The sequence below is a fragment of the Roseovarius sp. B08 genome (assembly GCF_051417955.1).
Lineage (GTDB): Bacteria > Pseudomonadota > Alphaproteobacteria > Rhodobacterales > Rhodobacteraceae > Roseovarius.
This window is the reverse complement of the sequence record NZ_JBPRLW010000001.1, coordinates 2,466,315-2,484,038: the sequence shown is the minus strand read 5'-3', so window position 1 is coordinate 2,484,038 and position 17,724 is coordinate 2,466,315. Positions and strand designations below refer to the sequence as shown.

At 63.5% G+C, this 17,724-nt stretch carries 10 protein-coding genes; 8 read left to right on the top strand and 2 right to left on the bottom strand.

Annotated features, from left to right (window positions below):
• Positions 1-99: 99 nt before the first annotated feature.
• The 7 genes from ACSQ76_RS12625 (at position 100) to ACSQ76_RS12595 (ending at position 14,120) form a co-directional block, all read left to right on the top strand.
• Positions 100-1,293, top strand: coding sequence for a metallophosphoesterase family protein (locus ACSQ76_RS12625; RefSeq protein ID WP_437156851.1), 1,194 nt, complete (start codon positions 100-102; stop codon positions 1,291-1,293).
• Positions 1,290-4,682, top strand: a complete 3,393-nt coding sequence (locus tag ACSQ76_RS12620) for an AAA family ATPase (protein ID WP_437156850.1) — start codon at positions 1,290-1,292, stop codon at positions 4,680-4,682. The genes ACSQ76_RS12625 and ACSQ76_RS12620 overlap by 4 nt, the downstream gene beginning before the upstream one ends.
• An 81-nt stretch (positions 4,683-4,763) precedes the next feature.
• Positions 4,764-7,769, top strand: coding sequence for a BPTD_3080 family restriction endonuclease (locus ACSQ76_RS12615; protein ID WP_437156849.1), 3,006 nt, complete (start codon positions 4,764-4,766; stop codon positions 7,767-7,769).
• Positions 7,766-8,692: a hypothetical protein gene (locus tag ACSQ76_RS12610; protein WP_437156848.1), complete on the top strand. Its 927-nt coding sequence runs from the start codon at positions 7,766-7,768 to the stop codon at positions 8,690-8,692. Before ACSQ76_RS12615 ends, ACSQ76_RS12610 begins: the two co-directional genes overlap by 4 nt.
• A complete protein-coding gene (locus tag ACSQ76_RS12605) occupies positions 8,689-11,574 on the top strand; it encodes a site-specific DNA-methyltransferase (protein ID WP_437156847.1) in 2,886 nt (961 codons plus the stop codon). Before ACSQ76_RS12610 ends, ACSQ76_RS12605 begins: the two co-directional genes overlap by 4 nt.
• A gap of 1 nt (position 11,575) precedes the next feature.
• The gene (locus ACSQ76_RS12600; protein ID WP_437156846.1) at positions 11,576-11,983 is read left to right on the top strand and encodes a GIY-YIG nuclease family protein; all 408 of its coding nucleotides are present in this window, start codon (positions 11,576-11,578) and stop codon (positions 11,981-11,983) included.
• Positions 11,984-12,098: 115 nt separating this feature from the next.
• Complete coding sequence (locus ACSQ76_RS12595) at positions 12,099-14,120, top strand: 3'-5' exonuclease (protein ID WP_437156845.1); 2,022 nt, start codon at positions 12,099-12,101, stop codon at positions 14,118-14,120.
• A gap of 96 nt (positions 14,121-14,216) precedes the next feature.
• Here ACSQ76_RS12595 and ACSQ76_RS12590 read toward each other — a convergent pair whose 3' ends face one another.
• Positions 14,217-14,783 carry a hypothetical protein gene (locus ACSQ76_RS12590; protein WP_437156844.1) on the bottom strand — a complete coding sequence of 189 codons (567 nt, stop codon included), beginning with the start codon at positions 14,781-14,783 and terminating at the stop codon, positions 14,217-14,219.
• Positions 14,784-14,950: 167 nt separating this feature from the next.
• Positions 14,951-17,125: a hypothetical protein gene (locus ACSQ76_RS12585; RefSeq protein ID WP_437156843.1), complete on the bottom strand. Its 2,175-nt coding sequence runs from the start codon at positions 17,123-17,125 to the stop codon at positions 14,951-14,953.
• A gap of 213 nt (positions 17,126-17,338) precedes the next feature.
• Between ACSQ76_RS12585 and ACSQ76_RS12580 the strand changes: the two genes are divergently transcribed.
• Complete coding sequence (locus tag ACSQ76_RS12580) at positions 17,339-17,707, top strand: helix-turn-helix domain-containing protein (RefSeq protein WP_437156842.1); 369 nt, start codon at positions 17,339-17,341, stop codon at positions 17,705-17,707.
• Positions 17,708-17,724 lie beyond the last annotated feature (17 nt).

The window sequence follows — 17,724 nt, the reverse complement described above, 5'->3', positions numbered from 1 at the left end:
TGTCAACGAATCGTTGGCACGTCGCGCGACGACGGCATTGATATTCATTCGGAGAGTGCCCGGCTGCGTGTCGGAGGCCCGGAACAAAAGGATACGGGTATGAAGTTCCTGCACGTTGCAGACCTCCATCTCGACTCCCCGCTCAGGACGCAGGCGGCGCGCGACAGCGCGATGGTTGTGAGCCTCCGTGCGGCGTCCAGGCAGGTGCTGGCGCGGCTCGTAGATGCGGCGTTGGCTGAAGACGTGGACGCAGTTCTCTTCGCAGGGGACACCTTTGACAACGGTGTAGCCGACGTGGCGAGCCGAGCCGCGCTGGCGACGGAGCTTTCGCGGCTCGCCCGTGCCCGCATCCCGGCTGTCCTGATCCAGGGAAACCACGACGCGCTGCTCGACCTCGACCGCTATGGTCCGGTTTCCCATGCGCTGACGGTGCTGACGCCGGACGCGCCCACGTGCCGCGTCGGCGAAGCGTCCGTGCACGGTATGGGCTTCACCGCCGCGCACGTGACCGAAAGCCTTCTGCCCCGCTACCCGCGGCCCGAGCCTGGGCGCTGGAACATCGGGCTGATGCACACCTCGCTCGACGGTGCCCCCGGACACGACCCATATGCGCCCTGCGCGCTGGCCGACTTGGTCGGGCACGGCTTCGAATACTGGGCGCTCGGCCACATCCACAAGCGCGCGGTGTACGAGTCTGAAGGCACGCTTGTCGTGATGCCGGGCATCCCTCAGGGCCGCAGCATCCGCGAGACGGAGGGCGGGTCGACCACGCTGGTGGAGATCGACCTGGCCGGCGTGCGCGCGCGTGAGGTGCCGCTGGAACTGCTGCGGTTCGCCCGGGTGCCGGTGGACTTCGCGGGCGTCGCGGACCAGGCTGGGCGCGATGCGCGGCTGCGCGCGGAGCTGGAGGCGCTGGCGGAGGGCGACGTGATGATCGCGGCCCGGCTGGAGGCGGCGGGTAGTCCTGCCGAAATGGGCGATCCGCGCATGCTGGAGGCGCAGGCGCGCGAGGCGGCGGAGGCCTTGGCGGGCGTCTTCGTCGACCGCGTGAGGCTCCGCCCGGTCGGCCGCGCACCGGACGCGGAGGCGGCCGAGGACATTTCCTCGCTGATGCGGGCCGACGCCGCCACGCTGGGCTTCCGCGACGAGGTGCAGGCGCAAATGGCCGAACTTCGCGCCGCCCTGCCGCCTGAAATCCGCGATGTGCTGGACGACGACCGGCTGGACGAGCTGATCGAGGTGGGAGTGGAGACGATGGCGCTGCGCCTCGGCACGGGGAGGGCGGAGCAATGAGGCTGCGCCATCTCGACCTGATCCGCTACGGCCGTTTCACCGACCGGCGACTCGACTTCGGGCCCGGCGACGGCGAAACCGATGTCACGATCGTCTACGGCGAAAACGAGGCGGGAAAGAGCACGGCTTTCTCGGCTTGGCTCGACCTGCTCTTCGGCCTGCCGCTACAGCACCCTTACGATTTCGCGCATGCCCGCAAGGACCTCATGGTGGGCGCCTCGCTCGACACCGACGAGGGGCCGTTGACGCTGCGCCGGACGGGCCAGCGGCAGGGCTCCCTGACCGACGAGAACGGGCGCACTGTGGACGAGCGGCGCCTCTCTCTATTGCTCCAAGGCCTCGACCGCGACGCATATCGCACGCGCTTTTCGCTCGACGACGCCGTGCTCCGCCAGGGTGGTGAGGAAATCGCGCGCGCCAAAGGGGACCTGGGCCAGCTGCTGCATGCCGGTTCGTCGGGACTGTCGGGATTCGCCGATCTGCTGAAACAGGCCGAGGACGAGGTTGACGCGTTCCACAAGCCACGGGGGCGGACAACGACCCTCGCCGAGGGACGCAACCGGCTGAAAGAGATCGACGCGGCGTTGGCGGTGGAGCGACTGGATCCGCGCGAGTTCGAGGCGTTGCGCCGGGAGGTCGAGAGCGCGGAGCAAGCCTGCCGCGACGCCACCGCGCAAGGTGAGGACGCCCGGCGTCGACTCGCGTTGCGCGAGGCCGCCGACCGTCGACGCGAGCTTGCCCGCCTGATCGAGAAGGCGCGAGCGGTGCTCGAGGACTGTCCGGCAGGCCCCGACCTGCCAGAGGACGCGAAGACGCGGGTGAGCGTCGCCGTCAATGAAGTCGCGGGAGCCGAGGAAGCGAAGGCAGAAGCCGAGACCGAGATCGCGCGGACTGGCACACTGCTCTCCGAGCTTGCGCCGGACCCCGAGGGCACGGCCGTCGCCGAGATGCTGGCCATGCTCGAAGCGGCTGAGTTCGACGACGGAGAATCACTCGTGGCTCGCGCCAGTTCGGCCGATGCCGATCTCGGCCGGCGCCGTGCGGAACGGGATGCGGCCCGCTCGGAGGCGCGTCGCCTCGTCACGACCCTCGCCGGGGATGGCGCGGAGCCGGCGGAGGTTGTCCTGCCGCGCGAGGTGCGCAATGGCCTCCGGGAGGCGGCGCAGGACGTCAACGAGACCGCACGCTCCCTTGATCAGGCAAGGCAGGCGCTGGAGGCGGCGCGCGCCAACCTCGGCGAGCCCGAGGAGATGCCGAATGGCGCAGAAGCGCTGGCAGATGCCCTCGACACGCTCGATGCTCTGCCCGACGATCCCGAAACGCTGGCCCGCGGTCTGAAGGATCGGGAGGCCGAGGCGCGTCTCGTGTCGGCGGGACTGCCGCCCGGATGGCGCGTCCTCGCCGATGCGGGGCTGCCGACGGCCGCCGAGCTGCGCGACGCGGAACGGGCGCTGAAGGTATCGGACGACAAGGTTGCCGCGGCCGGCGAAAGGCTCCGCGAGGCGCGGGAGAAGCTGTCCGGCCTCGACGCCACGCTGGATGGTGAGTGGCGCGCCTTGTCGGTTGTCACCGATGATGAGATCGCTGCCACGCGCGCAGAGCGGGAGCGGCTTTGGACTTCTCACCGATCCGATCTTCAAGACGATACGGCCGAGGCATTCGAGGCGGCGATGCGTAAAGACGACGACGCCCGCCGCCGCCACGTGCGCAGTGCCGAGGGCCGCGCCCGTCTTGGCCGCATAGAGTCCGAGCGCGGATCGATTTCGGCGGAATTGGAGCGCCGGCGGGGTGACCTCGAGGTCGCCCGGGAGGAGCACGCTGGCCCGTTGCAAGCCGCGCAAGTGCTCGCCGGGCGGCTCGGGCTGGAGCCGTGCACAGGTCCCTTCGCGTTCGGCGAACGTCTGGAAGCGCTGAAGGCGGCTCTCGATGCCGCGATCGCGGCGGAGCGCGCGACCGAGGATCTGCGGGCGGCGCGAAAGAGCCGGTCGAAGGCAGAGGGCCGTGTCGTCGAGGCGGCCGCAGAGATCGCCGGCGATCCGTCAGAAGGTCAGGATGCCGTTGCCGCCGCCCGACGCCTACGCAGGGATCTTGACGCGCGGCAGGCACGGATCGCGAGCAGGCTGGAGTCCGAAAATCTAATCTGCGGCCTCGAAGCACAGAGGAAAGCAAAAGAGAACGCTCATAGGGACGCCTTGAGGGCCTACGAGACGTGTGTCGCCGGGTTGTGGTGCGCGCAAATGGGCGTCGAAAAAGTGCTTCGGATTTCCGACGACCTTGCCGAGCTGGCCGAGTTGCAAGGCAGAGCGCAGGACTTGAGCCGCCGCGTCGATCGGCTGGAAGCTGCAAGGTCCGCTTTCGATGATCGCGCCGGGATGCTACGCGACACGCTCGGTCTGCCTGCGGATCGCCCGGTAGACGAGACGCTTCGCCGCGCCCGCCAGCGTGCCGGGCAGGCGGCGGAAACCGCCCGTCGAATCGAGGAGGCACGCAGGGCACGCGAAAACGCGGTGGCAGAGTGCGACCGCCAGACCCGCAAGGCGACCCGGGCCACCGACGAGATCGCCACCGTTTTCCGAGGCCAGGAGATCGCCCCGGGCACTGATCCACTGGCTGCACTGGGTCGCCTTCTGGAACGGGACGAGTTGCGGGCCGAGATCGCCGGGCTGGACGCGGAGCGCGCCGGTGCCGCCGAGGGGTTCGAGGCAGACCAGCTTGCCGCCGAGGAGGCCGATCCTGACCCGGTCCGCACTGACACCTTGCGCGAGGCCGTGGAGGATGCCGTGGCCGAGCGGGACGAGGCCGTCGGCCGGCGCGGCGAGGCGCGGCAGGCGCTGAACGCCGCACTCGGCAAGGCGGGGAGCGTGGCGCAGGCTCAGGAACGGGCTGCCCTTCTGGAAGAACTCCGCGAGGATGCCCGCCGCGCCGCAATGGTCCGGATTGGCCTGATGGCGGCATCCGGCGCGCTTCGTCGCCTGCGCGAGGACCGTCGCGACCCGATGCTCGAGTCGGCAGAACGCGCCTTCGCCCGCATGACCGGCGGAGAATGGCCGCGGCTGGAGGCCCAGCCGACGGGTGCGGGCGAGCGGCTCGTCGGCATCCGCGATGGCCAGCCGGTCGCCGCCGACGCCATGTCCACCGGCACACGCGGCCAGCTCTACTTGGCTCTGCGAGTGGCAGGCCATGCGGACTTCACCGCCCGCTACGGGGCGCTACCGTTTTTGACCGACGACATCCTCGAAACTTTCGACGACACTCGCGCGGCTGCAGCCCTGTCTCTGACCGCCGAGATGGGGCGAACCGGACAGGCGATAATGTTTACTCATCACCGGCACCTCGTCGACTTGGGGCGCGAGGTGATCCCTGACCTGCATGTCGTTGAAATGGTGTGAGTTGGTTGCTGATAACGCAGACGTATCCCTTCCCCCGCCTGATTACGCTGATAGTGTGCGATTCAGAACAGGAGTCCTTTAATGTCGCAGAGCTTTTTTGACGCGCCCATCCTGAATTCGCCCTACCGCGTTCCGGAGCGGAACTGGGAATTGGACAAGGATGGTCGTCCGACCGACCGCATCATCGAGCGGCGAAGAAAGTCAGATCTGATTTCGGCGATGCCGGGGGCGAAGGCGAAGGTCGCCAAACAGGCGAGCCTGACTTTCGATGACCTGTCGACGGAGGATGTGGATTACAACCCGACGCCCTACATCAACGAATTGCGGGAGGCCGTCGACACGTGGCGCAACCTGCCCAGTCCTTCACAATGGCGAGTGTCTCCCGTCACTCAGAGGCTCCTGCAGCACTGGCGGGCGATCCAAGCGGACGAGACCGTTCCGATCCGGCCCTTTTTCTGTCAGCTCGAGGCAGTAGAGGTCGCGATCTGGCTGTCCGAGGTGGCGCCGAAGGACGGTAAGCGCGGCAAACGGTTCCTCGAATGGCTGAAGGCGTCGAATGCGGCGGCCAATCCGGACCTTTTCCGCATCGCGCTCAAGCTCGCGACCGGGGCGGGCAAGACCACTGTCATGGCGATGCTGATGGCATGGCAGGTCCTAAATTCCGCGCGCTCACCGTCATCCAAGAGCTTCGGGAAGGGCTTCCTGATTGTCGCGCCGGGCATTACTATCCGTGACCGCCTGCGCGTTCTCAAGCCCTCAGAGCCGGACAATTATTATGGCAGATTGAACCTTGTGCCTTCCGATCTGATGACGGAAATGCAGACCGCCAAGATCGTCATCACTAACTATCATGCATTCAAGCTCCGGGAGAAGATCGCCCTGGCCAAAGGCACGCGGGCGGCGTTGTCTGGACATGGCGACGGGCCGCAGACGCTCGAGACCGAAGGTCAGATGCTCGCACGCGTGATGCCCGAATTGATGTCCTGCGGTCAGATCACGGTGATTAATGACGAGGCTCATCACTGCTATCGAGAACGTCCTGACGCCGAACAGGAGAAGTTGACCGGCGATGCGAAGAAAGAGGCGGAAGAGAACAGCGAGGCCGCAAGGCTCTGGATCTCCGGCCTCGAGGCGGCCAAGCGCCACCTGGGTATCCGAACGGTGTATGACCTGTCTGCGACACCGTTTTTCCTCGCCGGTTCCGGTTGGGTGGAGGGCACGCTCTTTCCTTGGGTGGCCAGTGACTTCTCTCTCATGGACGCAATCGAATGCGGGATCGTGAAGCTGCCTCGTGTCCCAGTCGCCGACAACGTCGCAGGCCAGCCAGAACCGCTTTACCGCAACCTCTGGAAGGCCATCGGAAAGAAGATGCCGAAGAAAGCGCGCGGCGAAAAGAAGCCTGACCCTCTGAAACTGCCTCTGGAATTACAGACCGCGATCGACGCGCTCTACGGCCACTACGAGAAGACCTACCGGGAATGGGAGAAAGCGGAGGTAGGCATTCCTCCGGTTTTCATCGTGGTTTGCAACAACACCACGAATTCCGAACTCGTGCGGGATTACATTGCCGGGTTCGAGCGCGAGGACGAGGATGGCGTCATCGACACGGTTCAGGGCCGCTGTGCGCTCTTTCGTAATTATGCCGACGACGGCGAGCCCCTCGACCGACCGCGTACGATCCTGATCGACAGTGCTGCCATCGAATCTGGCGGCGATGTCGACAAGGGCTTCCGCGAAGCCCATGCCGCCGAGATCGAGGCCTTCCGCCGCGAAAAGGCCGCGCGCGGCGAAGGTGCCGACCAGATCGACGAGTCCGAAATCCTGCGCGAGGTGATGAACACAGTAGGGAAGAAAGGGAGGCTCGGCGAACAGGTGCGCTGCGTCGTGTCCGTCTCCATGTTGACCGAAGGCTGGGACGCCAACAACGTCACCCACATCCTGGGCCTGCGGGCTTTCGGCACGCGCCTTATCTGCGAACAGGTCGTCGGGCGCGCCCTGCGCCGCCTGTCCTACGATGTGAACGAAGAGGGGCTCTTCGCCACCGAATACGCTGACATCATGGGCATTGACGGGCTGAACTTCTCTGACGGCCCTCGCGTCGCGCCACCCACGCCGCCGCGCGAGGTCGTGCAGGTCCGTGCCGTCTCGCCGGAGCGCGATCACCTCGAGATCGTATTCCCACGGGTCGAGGGCTACCGGACGGACCTGCCCAACGATACGCTTGCCGTCGACTTCTCCAAGGTTGAACCCTACGAGCTGACCCCGGCCAAGGCCGGAGCGACCGATGTCACCATGCAGGGCATTGTCGGCGAGCCCGCCCACATCACACTCGCGCATCTCGGCCAGATGCGCTCTTATGAGATCGCAACGAAGATCGCCTCGCACCTCGTCATGCACAAGCTCCGCGACGCGGGCGAGGCACCGAAGACCCACCTCTTCCCGCGCGCCAAGCGCATTGTGCGCCAGTGGCTCGACAGTGACCGCCTGATCCTTACCGGCGGCACCCAGAAGGCGCAGCTGACCTACAAGCAGATCGCCGACGAGGTCTGCGATACGATCCTTCACGCCCTCACGGTCGGTCGCGAGGGCGATGCCGTCATTCGTGCCGTTCTGGAGCCCTATAGCCCCATCGGGTCGACCATGGATGTGTCCTTCAACACCTCCAAGGCCACGCGGTTCTGGCCACGCACCGACCGGTCGCACATCAACTGGATTGTCACCGACAGCGACTGGGAGGCGAAACTGGCCAAGGTGATCGAGGACCACCCGATGACCCGGGCCTACGCCAAGAACCACAACCTCGGCTTCGAAATTCCCTACCTCGTCGAGGGAGAGCCCAAGCAATACCGCCCTGATTTCCTGGTCACGCTGGACACGCCCGAACCCATTACTCTGATCATCGAGGCCAAGGGCTTCCGCGATGCCAAAGACCGGCTGAAGGCAGAGACCACGCGGCACCAGTGGGTGCCGGGGGTCAACACGCTCGGGCGCTATGGCCGCTGGGCCTATGCCGAGCTTCTCGACCCCTACCGCTATGCAGAAGATCTCGACCGGCTGATCGGTGAGGCCTTAGGAGAGCCTGCATGACGGATATCCAGTTCGGCCGCCTCGAAGACCTTCCCTTGCGCGAGGCCTGGAAGCACGAGGCTCTCCAGTTCACCCCGTGGCTGGCCGAGAATATCGAACACCTGTCGGAGGCTATCGGTGTCCAACTCGAACTGACCGGCACCGAGGTCGCTGTCGAGTCCTTCTCGGCGGACATCCTGGCACGCGACGAGGAAGACAACGTCGTCCTGATCGAAAATCAGCTGGAGACTACCGACCACACCCACCTCGGCCAGATCATGACATACCTCGCGGGGCTCGAGGCACAGACCGTCATCTGGATCGCGCCGGCCTTCCGCGAACCGCACCTGTCCGCCATCCGATGGCTCAACGAGCACACGGCGGACGGGTTTTCGTTCTTCGCCGTAAAGGCGCGTGTCGTCCGGATCGGCAACAGTCCTCTGGCCCCCGTTTTCGAGGTTGTCGAGAAACCCAACGACTGGGAACGCAGCCTGCTGCGCAAGGCGCGCCAGTCCAGCGCCCCGTCCGAGGTCGGTGAGAAGCGGCGCGCCTTCTGGCAGGCCTACCTCGACCGCGTGCCCGGTGCGGCCGAATGGGGGCTGCGACCGCTACGCCTGTCCTCGGCCTGGGTGCCCATCGAAGGGCTGGGCGAAGAAGCCTACCTGTCCCTCTGGGTGGGCAGCGAAGACTGCGGCGCGTTCATGCGGGGCGCGCGTGGATCGGACGGACAGAGCCTGATCGACAAGCTGCATCCGGATGCCGAACGGCTGGCCGCCACGCTCGACGCGACCTTCGAAGGATCGAACGGCCACTTCCTGTGGAAACGCGCCGGGATGAGCTACAGCGATCCGGCGCGCTGGCCGGACCTGATCGACTGGATGGAGCACACCCGAAAATCATTCGAACAAGCGATCGCCGAGATCGTGATGAGGCGAGCACAATGACCGACAAGCGTACCCAAATCGATCCCATCACCCACGACGACCAGCGCGTGAACATCCCCACGCCGGAACTCGCGCCTATGATGGATCCGAACGATGCCCGGCCCATCAAGGTCGCCTACGACCAGCGCAACCCAGATCTCGATCCGCAACTCATCTGGCGCGGCAAGGACATCGACCAGACCGAGATCACAGTCGATGCGCCGCCGATCTACCTGCAGGAACAGGTGCACCCCAAGGCGATCATCGAGGATCTGCGGGCAGGGGGCCAGCGTAACGGGCAGGGCGGCGGCGTCGACCTCTTCGACCATTTCGGCATCACCGACGACGACCGCGAGGCGGAGATCGAGTTCTACCGCCACCACCGCAAATGGTCGAACCGGATGATCCTGGGCGACGGGCTGCAGGTCATGGCGAGCCTGGCCGAGCGCGAGGGGCTCAAGGGGCAGGTGCAGGCGATTTACATCGACCCGCCCTATGGCATCAAGTTCAACTCCAACTTCCAGTGGTCCACCACCTCGCGCGATGTGAAGGACGGCAAGCTGGAGCACCTGACCCGCGAGCCCGAGCAGGTGAAGGCCTTTCGCGACACCTGGCGCGACGGCATCCATTCCTACCTGCAATACCTGCGCGACCGGCTGGTGGTGGCGCGGGACCTGCTGACCGAGAGCGGGTCCTGCCTTGTCCAGATCGGCGACGAGAACGTCCATCGGGTGCGGGCGCTGATGGATGAGGTTTTCGGAGAGGAGAATTTTGTTTCAAGTATCACAGTCAGGAAAACATCGGGGTTTCCTTCGGCCACATTGGCAAACGTCTGCGACTATGTGCTTTGGTATGCGAAGAAATTGGACAGTATCAAAGTTCGGCAACTCTACGATGAGCAGCCATTCGAGTTAGGCACAGGCAACGCCCGTTGGCTCGAGATTGATTACTGCGACTACCGTGGCGTGACCCGCAAAGAAGCAATCGGCGAAGTCTCCATCCCCGCAAACTCAAAGCCTTATAAACCGGGCGATCTGTCATCACAGGGACGAGCCAGTGAAAATCAACCTTTTTCATATGCAGGTATTCGCTCGGACCCGTTTAAGAAAAACGCGCACTGGAAAGCACGATACCCGGACGGCATGGGGCGTTTGCAAAAAGCTGGGCGGGTGCACGTTGCAAAGAACAGCTTCCAGTACAAGCGGTTTCATACCGATTACCCGTATACGACGCGCGACAATATCTGGGCGGACACCGGAACGGGCAGTTTTACAGATGAGAAAATCTATATTGTCCAAACATCATCTAAACTTATCGAGCGCTGCCTCCTCATGACCACCGATCCCGGCGACCTCGTGCTCGATCCCACATGCGGCTCCGGCACCACCGCCTATGTGGCCGAGCAATGGGGCCGGCGCTGGATCACCATCGACACCTCCCGCGTGGCCCTCGCGCTCGCCCGCGCGCGGATCATGGGCGCGAAATACCCTTGGTATCTTCTCAAGGATTCCGAGGCAGGGCAGAAGAAGGAGGCCGAGGTCACCCGCTCCGCCCCCTCGACCGCCGAAACCTACAACGACATCCGCCACGGCTTCGTCTACCACCGCGTGCCCCACATCACTCTGAAAAGCATCGCCAACAACACCGAGATCGACACGATCTGGGAGGCGATGCAGCCCGCCGTCGAGGACGCCCGCGCCGCGCTCAACGCCACCTTGCAGGGCTACCCCACACCCTTCGAGGTCGAAACCGGCGGCCGCAAGTGCAAGAAAATCGACTTCACCGCGTCGGGTGAGGTCGAATTGCCCAGCGGAGAGACGGCCCCGGCAAACGGCTTCATGGAATGGGAGATCCCGCGCGAGGCCCCGGACGACTGGCCCGACACTGCCCACGCGGCGCTGCAAGACTTCTGGGAGGCCCGCATCGCCCGCCAGAAGGAGATCGACGCCAGTATCGCCGCCAAGGCCGATCACGAATACCTCTACGACAAACCCTACGAGGACAAGAAGCGCGTCCGCGTCGCCGGGCCGTTCACGGTCGAAAGCCTCTCGCCCCATCGCACCCAGGCGGTCAACGAACATGGCGAGCTGATCGACGAGCACGACGCCGCCGCTGGCCGCCGCGGGGCAGGGGAGCAGGAGGCCGAAAACTACCGCACCGCGATCCTCGAAAACCTCCGCAAGGCCGGGGTGCAGCAGGCCGGGCGCGAGGATCGCATCGACTTCACCTCGCTCTCCGCCTGGCCTGGCGAATGGCTCGCTGCCGAGGGCCGCTACATGGAGGGCGAGACCGAGCGCCGCGCCGGCATCCTCATCGGTCCCGAATACGGCACCCTCCAGCGCGCCGACCTCGTGGCCGCCGCGCGCGAGGCGGCGGATGCCGGGTTCGACCTGGTGATCGCCTGCGCCTTCAACTTCGACGCGCATACGGCCGAGTTCCAGAAGCTGGGCCGCATCACCGTCCTGCAGGCCCGCATGAACGCCGACCTGCATATGGCGGGCGACCTGAAGGCCGGCGGCGGTAACCTCTTCGTGGTCTTCGGCGAGCCCGACATCGAGATGATCGAAGAGGGCGACCGACTGCGCGTGCGGCTCCTCGGTGTCGACATCTTCCGCCCCGCCACGGGCGAGGTGTCGTCCTCGGACCCCGAGGACATCGCCTGCTGGTTCATCGATACAGATTACGACGAGCAGAGCTTCTTCGTCCGCCACGCCTATTTCCCCGGGGCCGAGATCCCCTACAAGCAACTCAAGACGACGCTGAAGGCGGAGATCGATGAAGAGGCCTGGGAGAGCCTGAAACGGACGGAGTCGCGCGCGTTTGCCCGGCCGAAATCCGGGCGGATCGCGGTGAAAGTGATCAACCACCTCGGAGACGAGGTGATGAAGGTGATTGGCGTTTAAGATGATTGAAAACTATGGGCTATTTTGGAAAAGGGTTGGTGTCTATTTCGGAGAAAGAGGTCCGAACAAACCAACACAGCTATTTGGTGAAATCAACCTAAATCGTGAAAAGCGCTGCGTAGATTTGAGTAAGCAGATTGGCATTTACTGCCTGTATGATGATAACTTTTCACTTCTCTATGTTGGACAAGCAGGAGGTGGAAAGAACGCCATTCTTTATAGGCTGCGGGATCATATTGGCGACAATTTGGCTGAGCGTTGGTCGATGTTCTCTTGGTTTGGTCTGAGACCAATCATTGAAAAGGACGGCGAATATGTTCTCGGTAGTGTCAATCGGGAGGCGTGGAATGAGAGCTCGCTTATATCGTCTTTGGAGGGGTTTTGCTTCTGGGGGCAGAGCCGCCACTGAACCGGCAAGGAGCAAGATTTGGTGAAGGAAATAAATTGAGCCAAGTTTGGGATTCAAGAAGAGATCCGCCGCAGGCGTCGATGATTAGCGATATCTGGAGAAGCTTACCAAATAAATGACCTTCCGCATCGCAGACACCTTTTCCGACGCGCTCTCCAAGCTCTCAGGCCAGGAACAGAAGGTTGCCAAGACCGCAGCCTTCGACGCGCAGATGAACCCCGAGAACCCGGGCCTGCAGATGCATCGGGTCGACCGGGCCAAGGACCCGCATTTCTGGACCGCGCGGGTGAACCGCGATGTTCGGCTTGTCCTGCACAAGAAGGACGGCGCCACGCTACTTGCCTGGGTCGGCCACCATGACGACGCCTACCGTTGGGCTGAGCGGCGCAGGATTGACGTGCATCCGCGGACGGGTGCGGCGCAGATCGTCGAAATCCGCGAGACCGTCGAAGACGTGATCATCCAGCGCTACGTCGAGGAAGCGGTCAAGAAACCCCGTCTCTTCACCGACGAGGACGACGATACTCTGCTGTCCTGGGGCGTGCCCGAGGATTGGCTGGGCACGGTGCGCGATGCCACCGAGGATACAGTGCTGGACATCGCTGGCCACCTTCCGGCGGAGGCTGGCGAGGCATTGTTGCAGGCAGCCACGGGCGAACGGCCAGCGCCCGCGCCCCACGCCGAGGATCCCTACGAGCATCCCGACGCCGCGCGCCGCTTCCGCCTCACGACCACAGAAGCTGATCTCGCCGCCGCGCTTGAGGCACCCTGGGAGAGATGGGCCGTCTGGCTGCACCCGGCGCAGAAAGAATTCGTGGACCGGGGCTTCAACGGTCCGGCTCGGGTGATCGGCTCGGCCGGGACCGGCAAGACGGTCGTTGCCTTGCACAGGGCGGCCCGGCTGGCCCGTGAAGATGCCAAGGCGCGCATCTTGCTCACCACGTTCAACCGACGGCTCGCCGATGGGCTTTCGGCGAAACTGCCCATGCTGCTGCCAGACACGGCAGTTCGAGACCGTGTCACGACCCGCGCGTTGGGAGAGCTGGCACAAGATTTGTACGTCGACGCCTTCGGCCCTGTCGAGGAGGCGACACCCGACGATGTCTCCAAGGCACTGGCCGACGCCGCCGCGGCGGCAGACGTGAGCGTGGACCCCGGTTTCCTCCAGGACGAATGGCGTCTCGTCGTGGATGCTTGGGCTGTGGCCGATCGCGATGCATACCGCGATCTTCCTCGCCTGGGCCGGCTGACGCGCATGGCGGCCTCACGCCGGAATGCGCTATGGGACGTCTTCTCCGATGCGCGCGCCGCGCTGGAGACACAGGGCAAGCGAACCCGCGCACAGATGCTCCACTCTCTCGCAGTGCATTATCGCGGAGGCGCGCCGCGGCCGTTTACCCATGCGGTGGTGGACGAGGCCCAAGACATTTCTGTGCCGGAGCTGCATTTTCTGGCTGCCATGGCAGGAGACCGGTCGAACGGCCTCTTCTTCGCTGGTGACATCGGACAGCGAATCTTCCGTGCGCCATTCCCTTGGAAGGCGGCCGGAGTGGACTTACGGGGACGATCACGCAGTCTGAAGGTCAACTACCGGACCTCGCAACAAATCCGTAGCCAGTCCGACCGCCTATTGCCCCTCAGCTTGACCGAGGCAGACGGAAACGAGGATCGGCGCACCGGCGTCGTGTCGCTCTTCGACGGTCCGGCACCAGAAATCGCCGAATTCCCTGATGCTGACGCAGAGATCAAAGCTGTCGCCGGCTGGCTTGCCGGCTTGGTTGAGGAGGGTTTCACAGGGTCGGAGATTGCGCTCTTGGTTCGCAGCGAGGACGAACTCCCCCGTGCGAAGGCCGTCCGGGACGCCTTGCGATCGCTGATAGGCCGCGATGCAGGACCGGAGGTCCGGGTCATGCACGATGCAAAGGGCGCCGAGTATCGCGCCGTCACAGTGATGGCATGCGACGAGGATGTAATCCCCAAAGAGGACCGCCTTCTCGAAGCGCGCGACGAATCGATGATCGAGGAAATCATGGCGACGGAGCGCCATCTTCTATATGTCGCGACCACCCGAGCGCGGGAGCGTTTGTGGGTTTCGGGCGCAGGCCGCGTCTCGGAATTCCTTGAAGACCTCGTTTGATCGCCTTTGACCCGGTCGGTCCGGCATGTCGATTGTGTGCCAGACTGGTCCGCTTGCTCTGATCGTGGTTTTCGCCAGCATCAGCCCGGGCTTCGCCTACGGGTTCTCGGGCAGTTGAGGAGCATGCTGGGCCAGCGTATCTTTCATGAACGCAAGCATCTCCTCCCTGAAATCCTGACGTTTTTCGAGCTCTGCGATGCGGGTCAACGATGACGTATTTCGCTCATTTGTCTCATGGAGCTGCTCTTTCATGGCTCGCGCCGCGTCTTCGAGTGCGGCTATCTCTTCGGCCTGATCATCGAGTTTCACCAGCAGGTCTCGGATTTGCGCCCGCTGGTTCGATAGGTCCATGTCCTTCTGCGCAACCTTTTGTTCATTGAGCCGGCGAAGCTCATCATGTTCGCGTCCCAAGTGAAGCAAGATCGCAGACTCCACGGTTGCGCCTATCTCCCTGACAGCATTTCTGGTTGTTTGAGGCAAGGCCGCGATCAGCCGCGTGGAATGCTGATGTTCTCGCTCGTCGAGGATGCGCTGAACCTCCTTGTCCAGGCTTTGAGCGTTGATCCCAGCGGGTACGTCGAGGTGAAGGCACATCGCCTTCTTGACAGCCTCTCCGGTCGGAGTGTCGCCATTCTTTTCGACGATGCCGATGCCATCGAGCACCTGCGCCTCGGTGTATTTCGGGGGGGGCCAGTCTTCTTTTCAGTCATTGTCATTCCTCTTTGGGTTTCGCAAAGTCTTTGCGAAAGTGGGTTTGTGAAAGTGGCAGCGAACTCCGCCTTCGGAGAAGATTGGTCCGATGACCGCGATCCGAAGAAATTTCTTGTGGTTCAAGCCAGATGCGGGGTGAAACCCGGCCAGAGACTCCGGGCGATCGGGAGCGTTGCATCAGGATCCGCAAGAAGGATCGCGGGCACAGACTTGCCCCCCGTGGGCTTGTTCAATCGAACCGCAGTGATCGGCCAGTTGTTGGCCGCCGCGATACGCTGGCAGAGCGCGATAAGATGCGACGTAGACCGTCCTCTGCGGAAACGCTTCGCTCCGGGTTCCGTTTCGAAATCCCTTGGAAGATCCGCGACCAGCCCGGAAGCCGACAGCCGGGTTCCGCAAACAGGCCTCCTGCGCAACGCACGCAGGGCCGCCTCCATTCGAAGGTACCCTGCGGGGTCGGGCTCGTGCTCGAGGCCCTGGGCGAGCTGGTTGAAGGCGACAATTCGGGAGATCGGAAATCCTGGCAGGGGCACGTTGCTCAGGATCACGACGCGTTTTCTCCGATCCGGGGCAACGAGGCGCAGCCGGGCGATCGCTTGCAGCGTGCCGCGCTCGCGTGTCTGGGCGATGACCGAGTGGACCCGGGTATCCGGGTGTATGTAGCTCTTTGCCGGCCCGTCCGCGTCGTCGCGCATCAGGTGAAAGGAATTCTGCGCGGGAAGCGGACCTTTGTCATGCGAGACGATCGGAAGCGGGTCCTTTCCGAAAATCGCACGGGCTGAGGCCTCCATGTCAGAAACATTGGGCTGAAGGCGGCCTATCACGACGATCGCCGCGAAACTTTCAAAGTCGTTGACGCCTTGCGTCCGTGGCCCGAACCAACGGGGGACAGCCCCGAGGAGCGGTTGTTTCAGCCCGGCGTCGTCCTTCGGGGCGATACCGGTCACGTCTGTATGGAGAGCTCCAAGAACCGTTTTCGTCGCGACAACGAGCACGCCTCCTCCGGCAGCCCGACCGACTTCACGCTTGAGGATGCCCAGCACGGCAGCGCGCCTTCCGGCCCCCTTTTCCTCATCGAGCAACCACGTGTCGGAGAGGGTAAGGTCCTTGACCTGGACAATGTCTGCATCCGGGGGAGACTCGATAGCGATGAGTTGCGATCCCGGGACCATTCGTTCCGTGATCTCCGTGTCAACGTCGGCATCGAGCAGCAGCATCGGGGCGTCGCGCGGGACGTGTTCCATGGTGAACAACTCTATCGACTGCCTCGGAGCGCCATCAACATCGGTCTCAACAAGTCTGAGGTTGTTGCAGTGCCCGCTGTCCTTTTCGGACAACAGGGAAAAAATGCGCTGTCGGCGCCGTGAGGCGAGGAAAGCCTGGCGATCAAAAGTGGCTATCCGAAATTTCTTAGCTTCGATATCCTGTGTAGGGTTGAGGATCAGATGCTTCCGCGCGTTGTCTTCAGTGTCAGCAAGAACGCGGATGCTTTCGGTCGTGAGGCCATTTCTCTTCAGATGGTCGTGGAGCGGCAGGTGTCGTTGGAGACCGTTGACCACGAGTGCCTTGGCCTTTGCCATTGTGTCGAGAAGCTCCTCGTCGACGGCTGTAGGCGGGGCGCGCATGAACTCCTCGAGGGTAATACGCGAGATGCGTGTCAGGGTTGGCCAGACCTTTTCGTCGACGACGCGTAGCGCGACATTATAATCGTTGTCGATGGGCGGCCGCGTCGTCAAATATGCGTGTGAGAGGAACACGACATGCGGCCCGGCGACGTCTTTCTGCTCGAGATACGGACACCCGGTCGCGCAGGAAGACTGGACGAAATTGCCCTCGGCATCCATTCCTCGGCATAGCGCTTGCGTGACTGAGGTCACAAAACCGGAAATCTTTTTTGCCAGGTCGGAATTTTCGCACATCTGTCGTGATCCGTCGTCCGGGCGAAGGGCCTCACGGCCCCGGATAACACGGCTCGGAACATTGGGTGCCAGTCTCAGAAACTCGCTGTGGGCCCGCTCCGCGAGATCGAGAGTGGGGACGTAGACCAGCACATGCCCGCGTGCCAGCAGCGCTTCACCGTGACGTGCGATCATGCGAAGCGTGGTCGCCGTCTTGCCCAGACCGGCGGTCACCTTGAGGGCGAGTACAGCGCAACCCTCGTCGGATGTATTCGAGCCGGACGTGGCCGCGTCAACGAACCCACCGATGATCTGGTCGAGCTTTTCCCGCGCGTGGGCGGCGGTGTGCCATAATGGGACATTCCCCATCGCGGCCGGAATCGGATCTTGTTTCATCTGCTGCCTCCTTTCGGAGGAACTGGGCGTTCGCGTTGTCGCGCAGAAACGCACCTGATCACAGCTGCGTGAGGAGTGGCGCGACATCAATGGTGTCGCCGCCCAATTGATCCTTCTAATTGAGGCATGGCACCTTTGATGGTGGCGCCACGCATTTCATAACCACGCTTACGGGGACTAATTCCTTCTCAGGAACAATCCGATGAGGAAAAAATGCTTTCAGTGGAAGATGTTGCCCGCCATTTTGGTCTGCGGCCGGACACCGTGCGAAGAAAGATCCGGACGAACGATATCGATGCAATCCGCATCGGCAGGGTCTACCGCATGGACTGGCCGAACGTCTGGGCCTGCGAAGACGGTCCGATGCCGAAACGCGCACGGATCACACGCTACCAAGAAAATCTTCTATGCAAGAAGAACATTGCTGGAGCGCTCCGTGTCAGCGTGCGCACCGTCGAACGGTGGATGGATGAGGGGCTTCCGACACGGAACGTGTTCGGGGTTGTCCGCTTTAATCCTCATGACGTTACCGACTGGCTCAAACTGCGCGGTGTCGATCTCCCCGCGGGATGGTGGACGTGATGGCCTCCGAGCGTCGC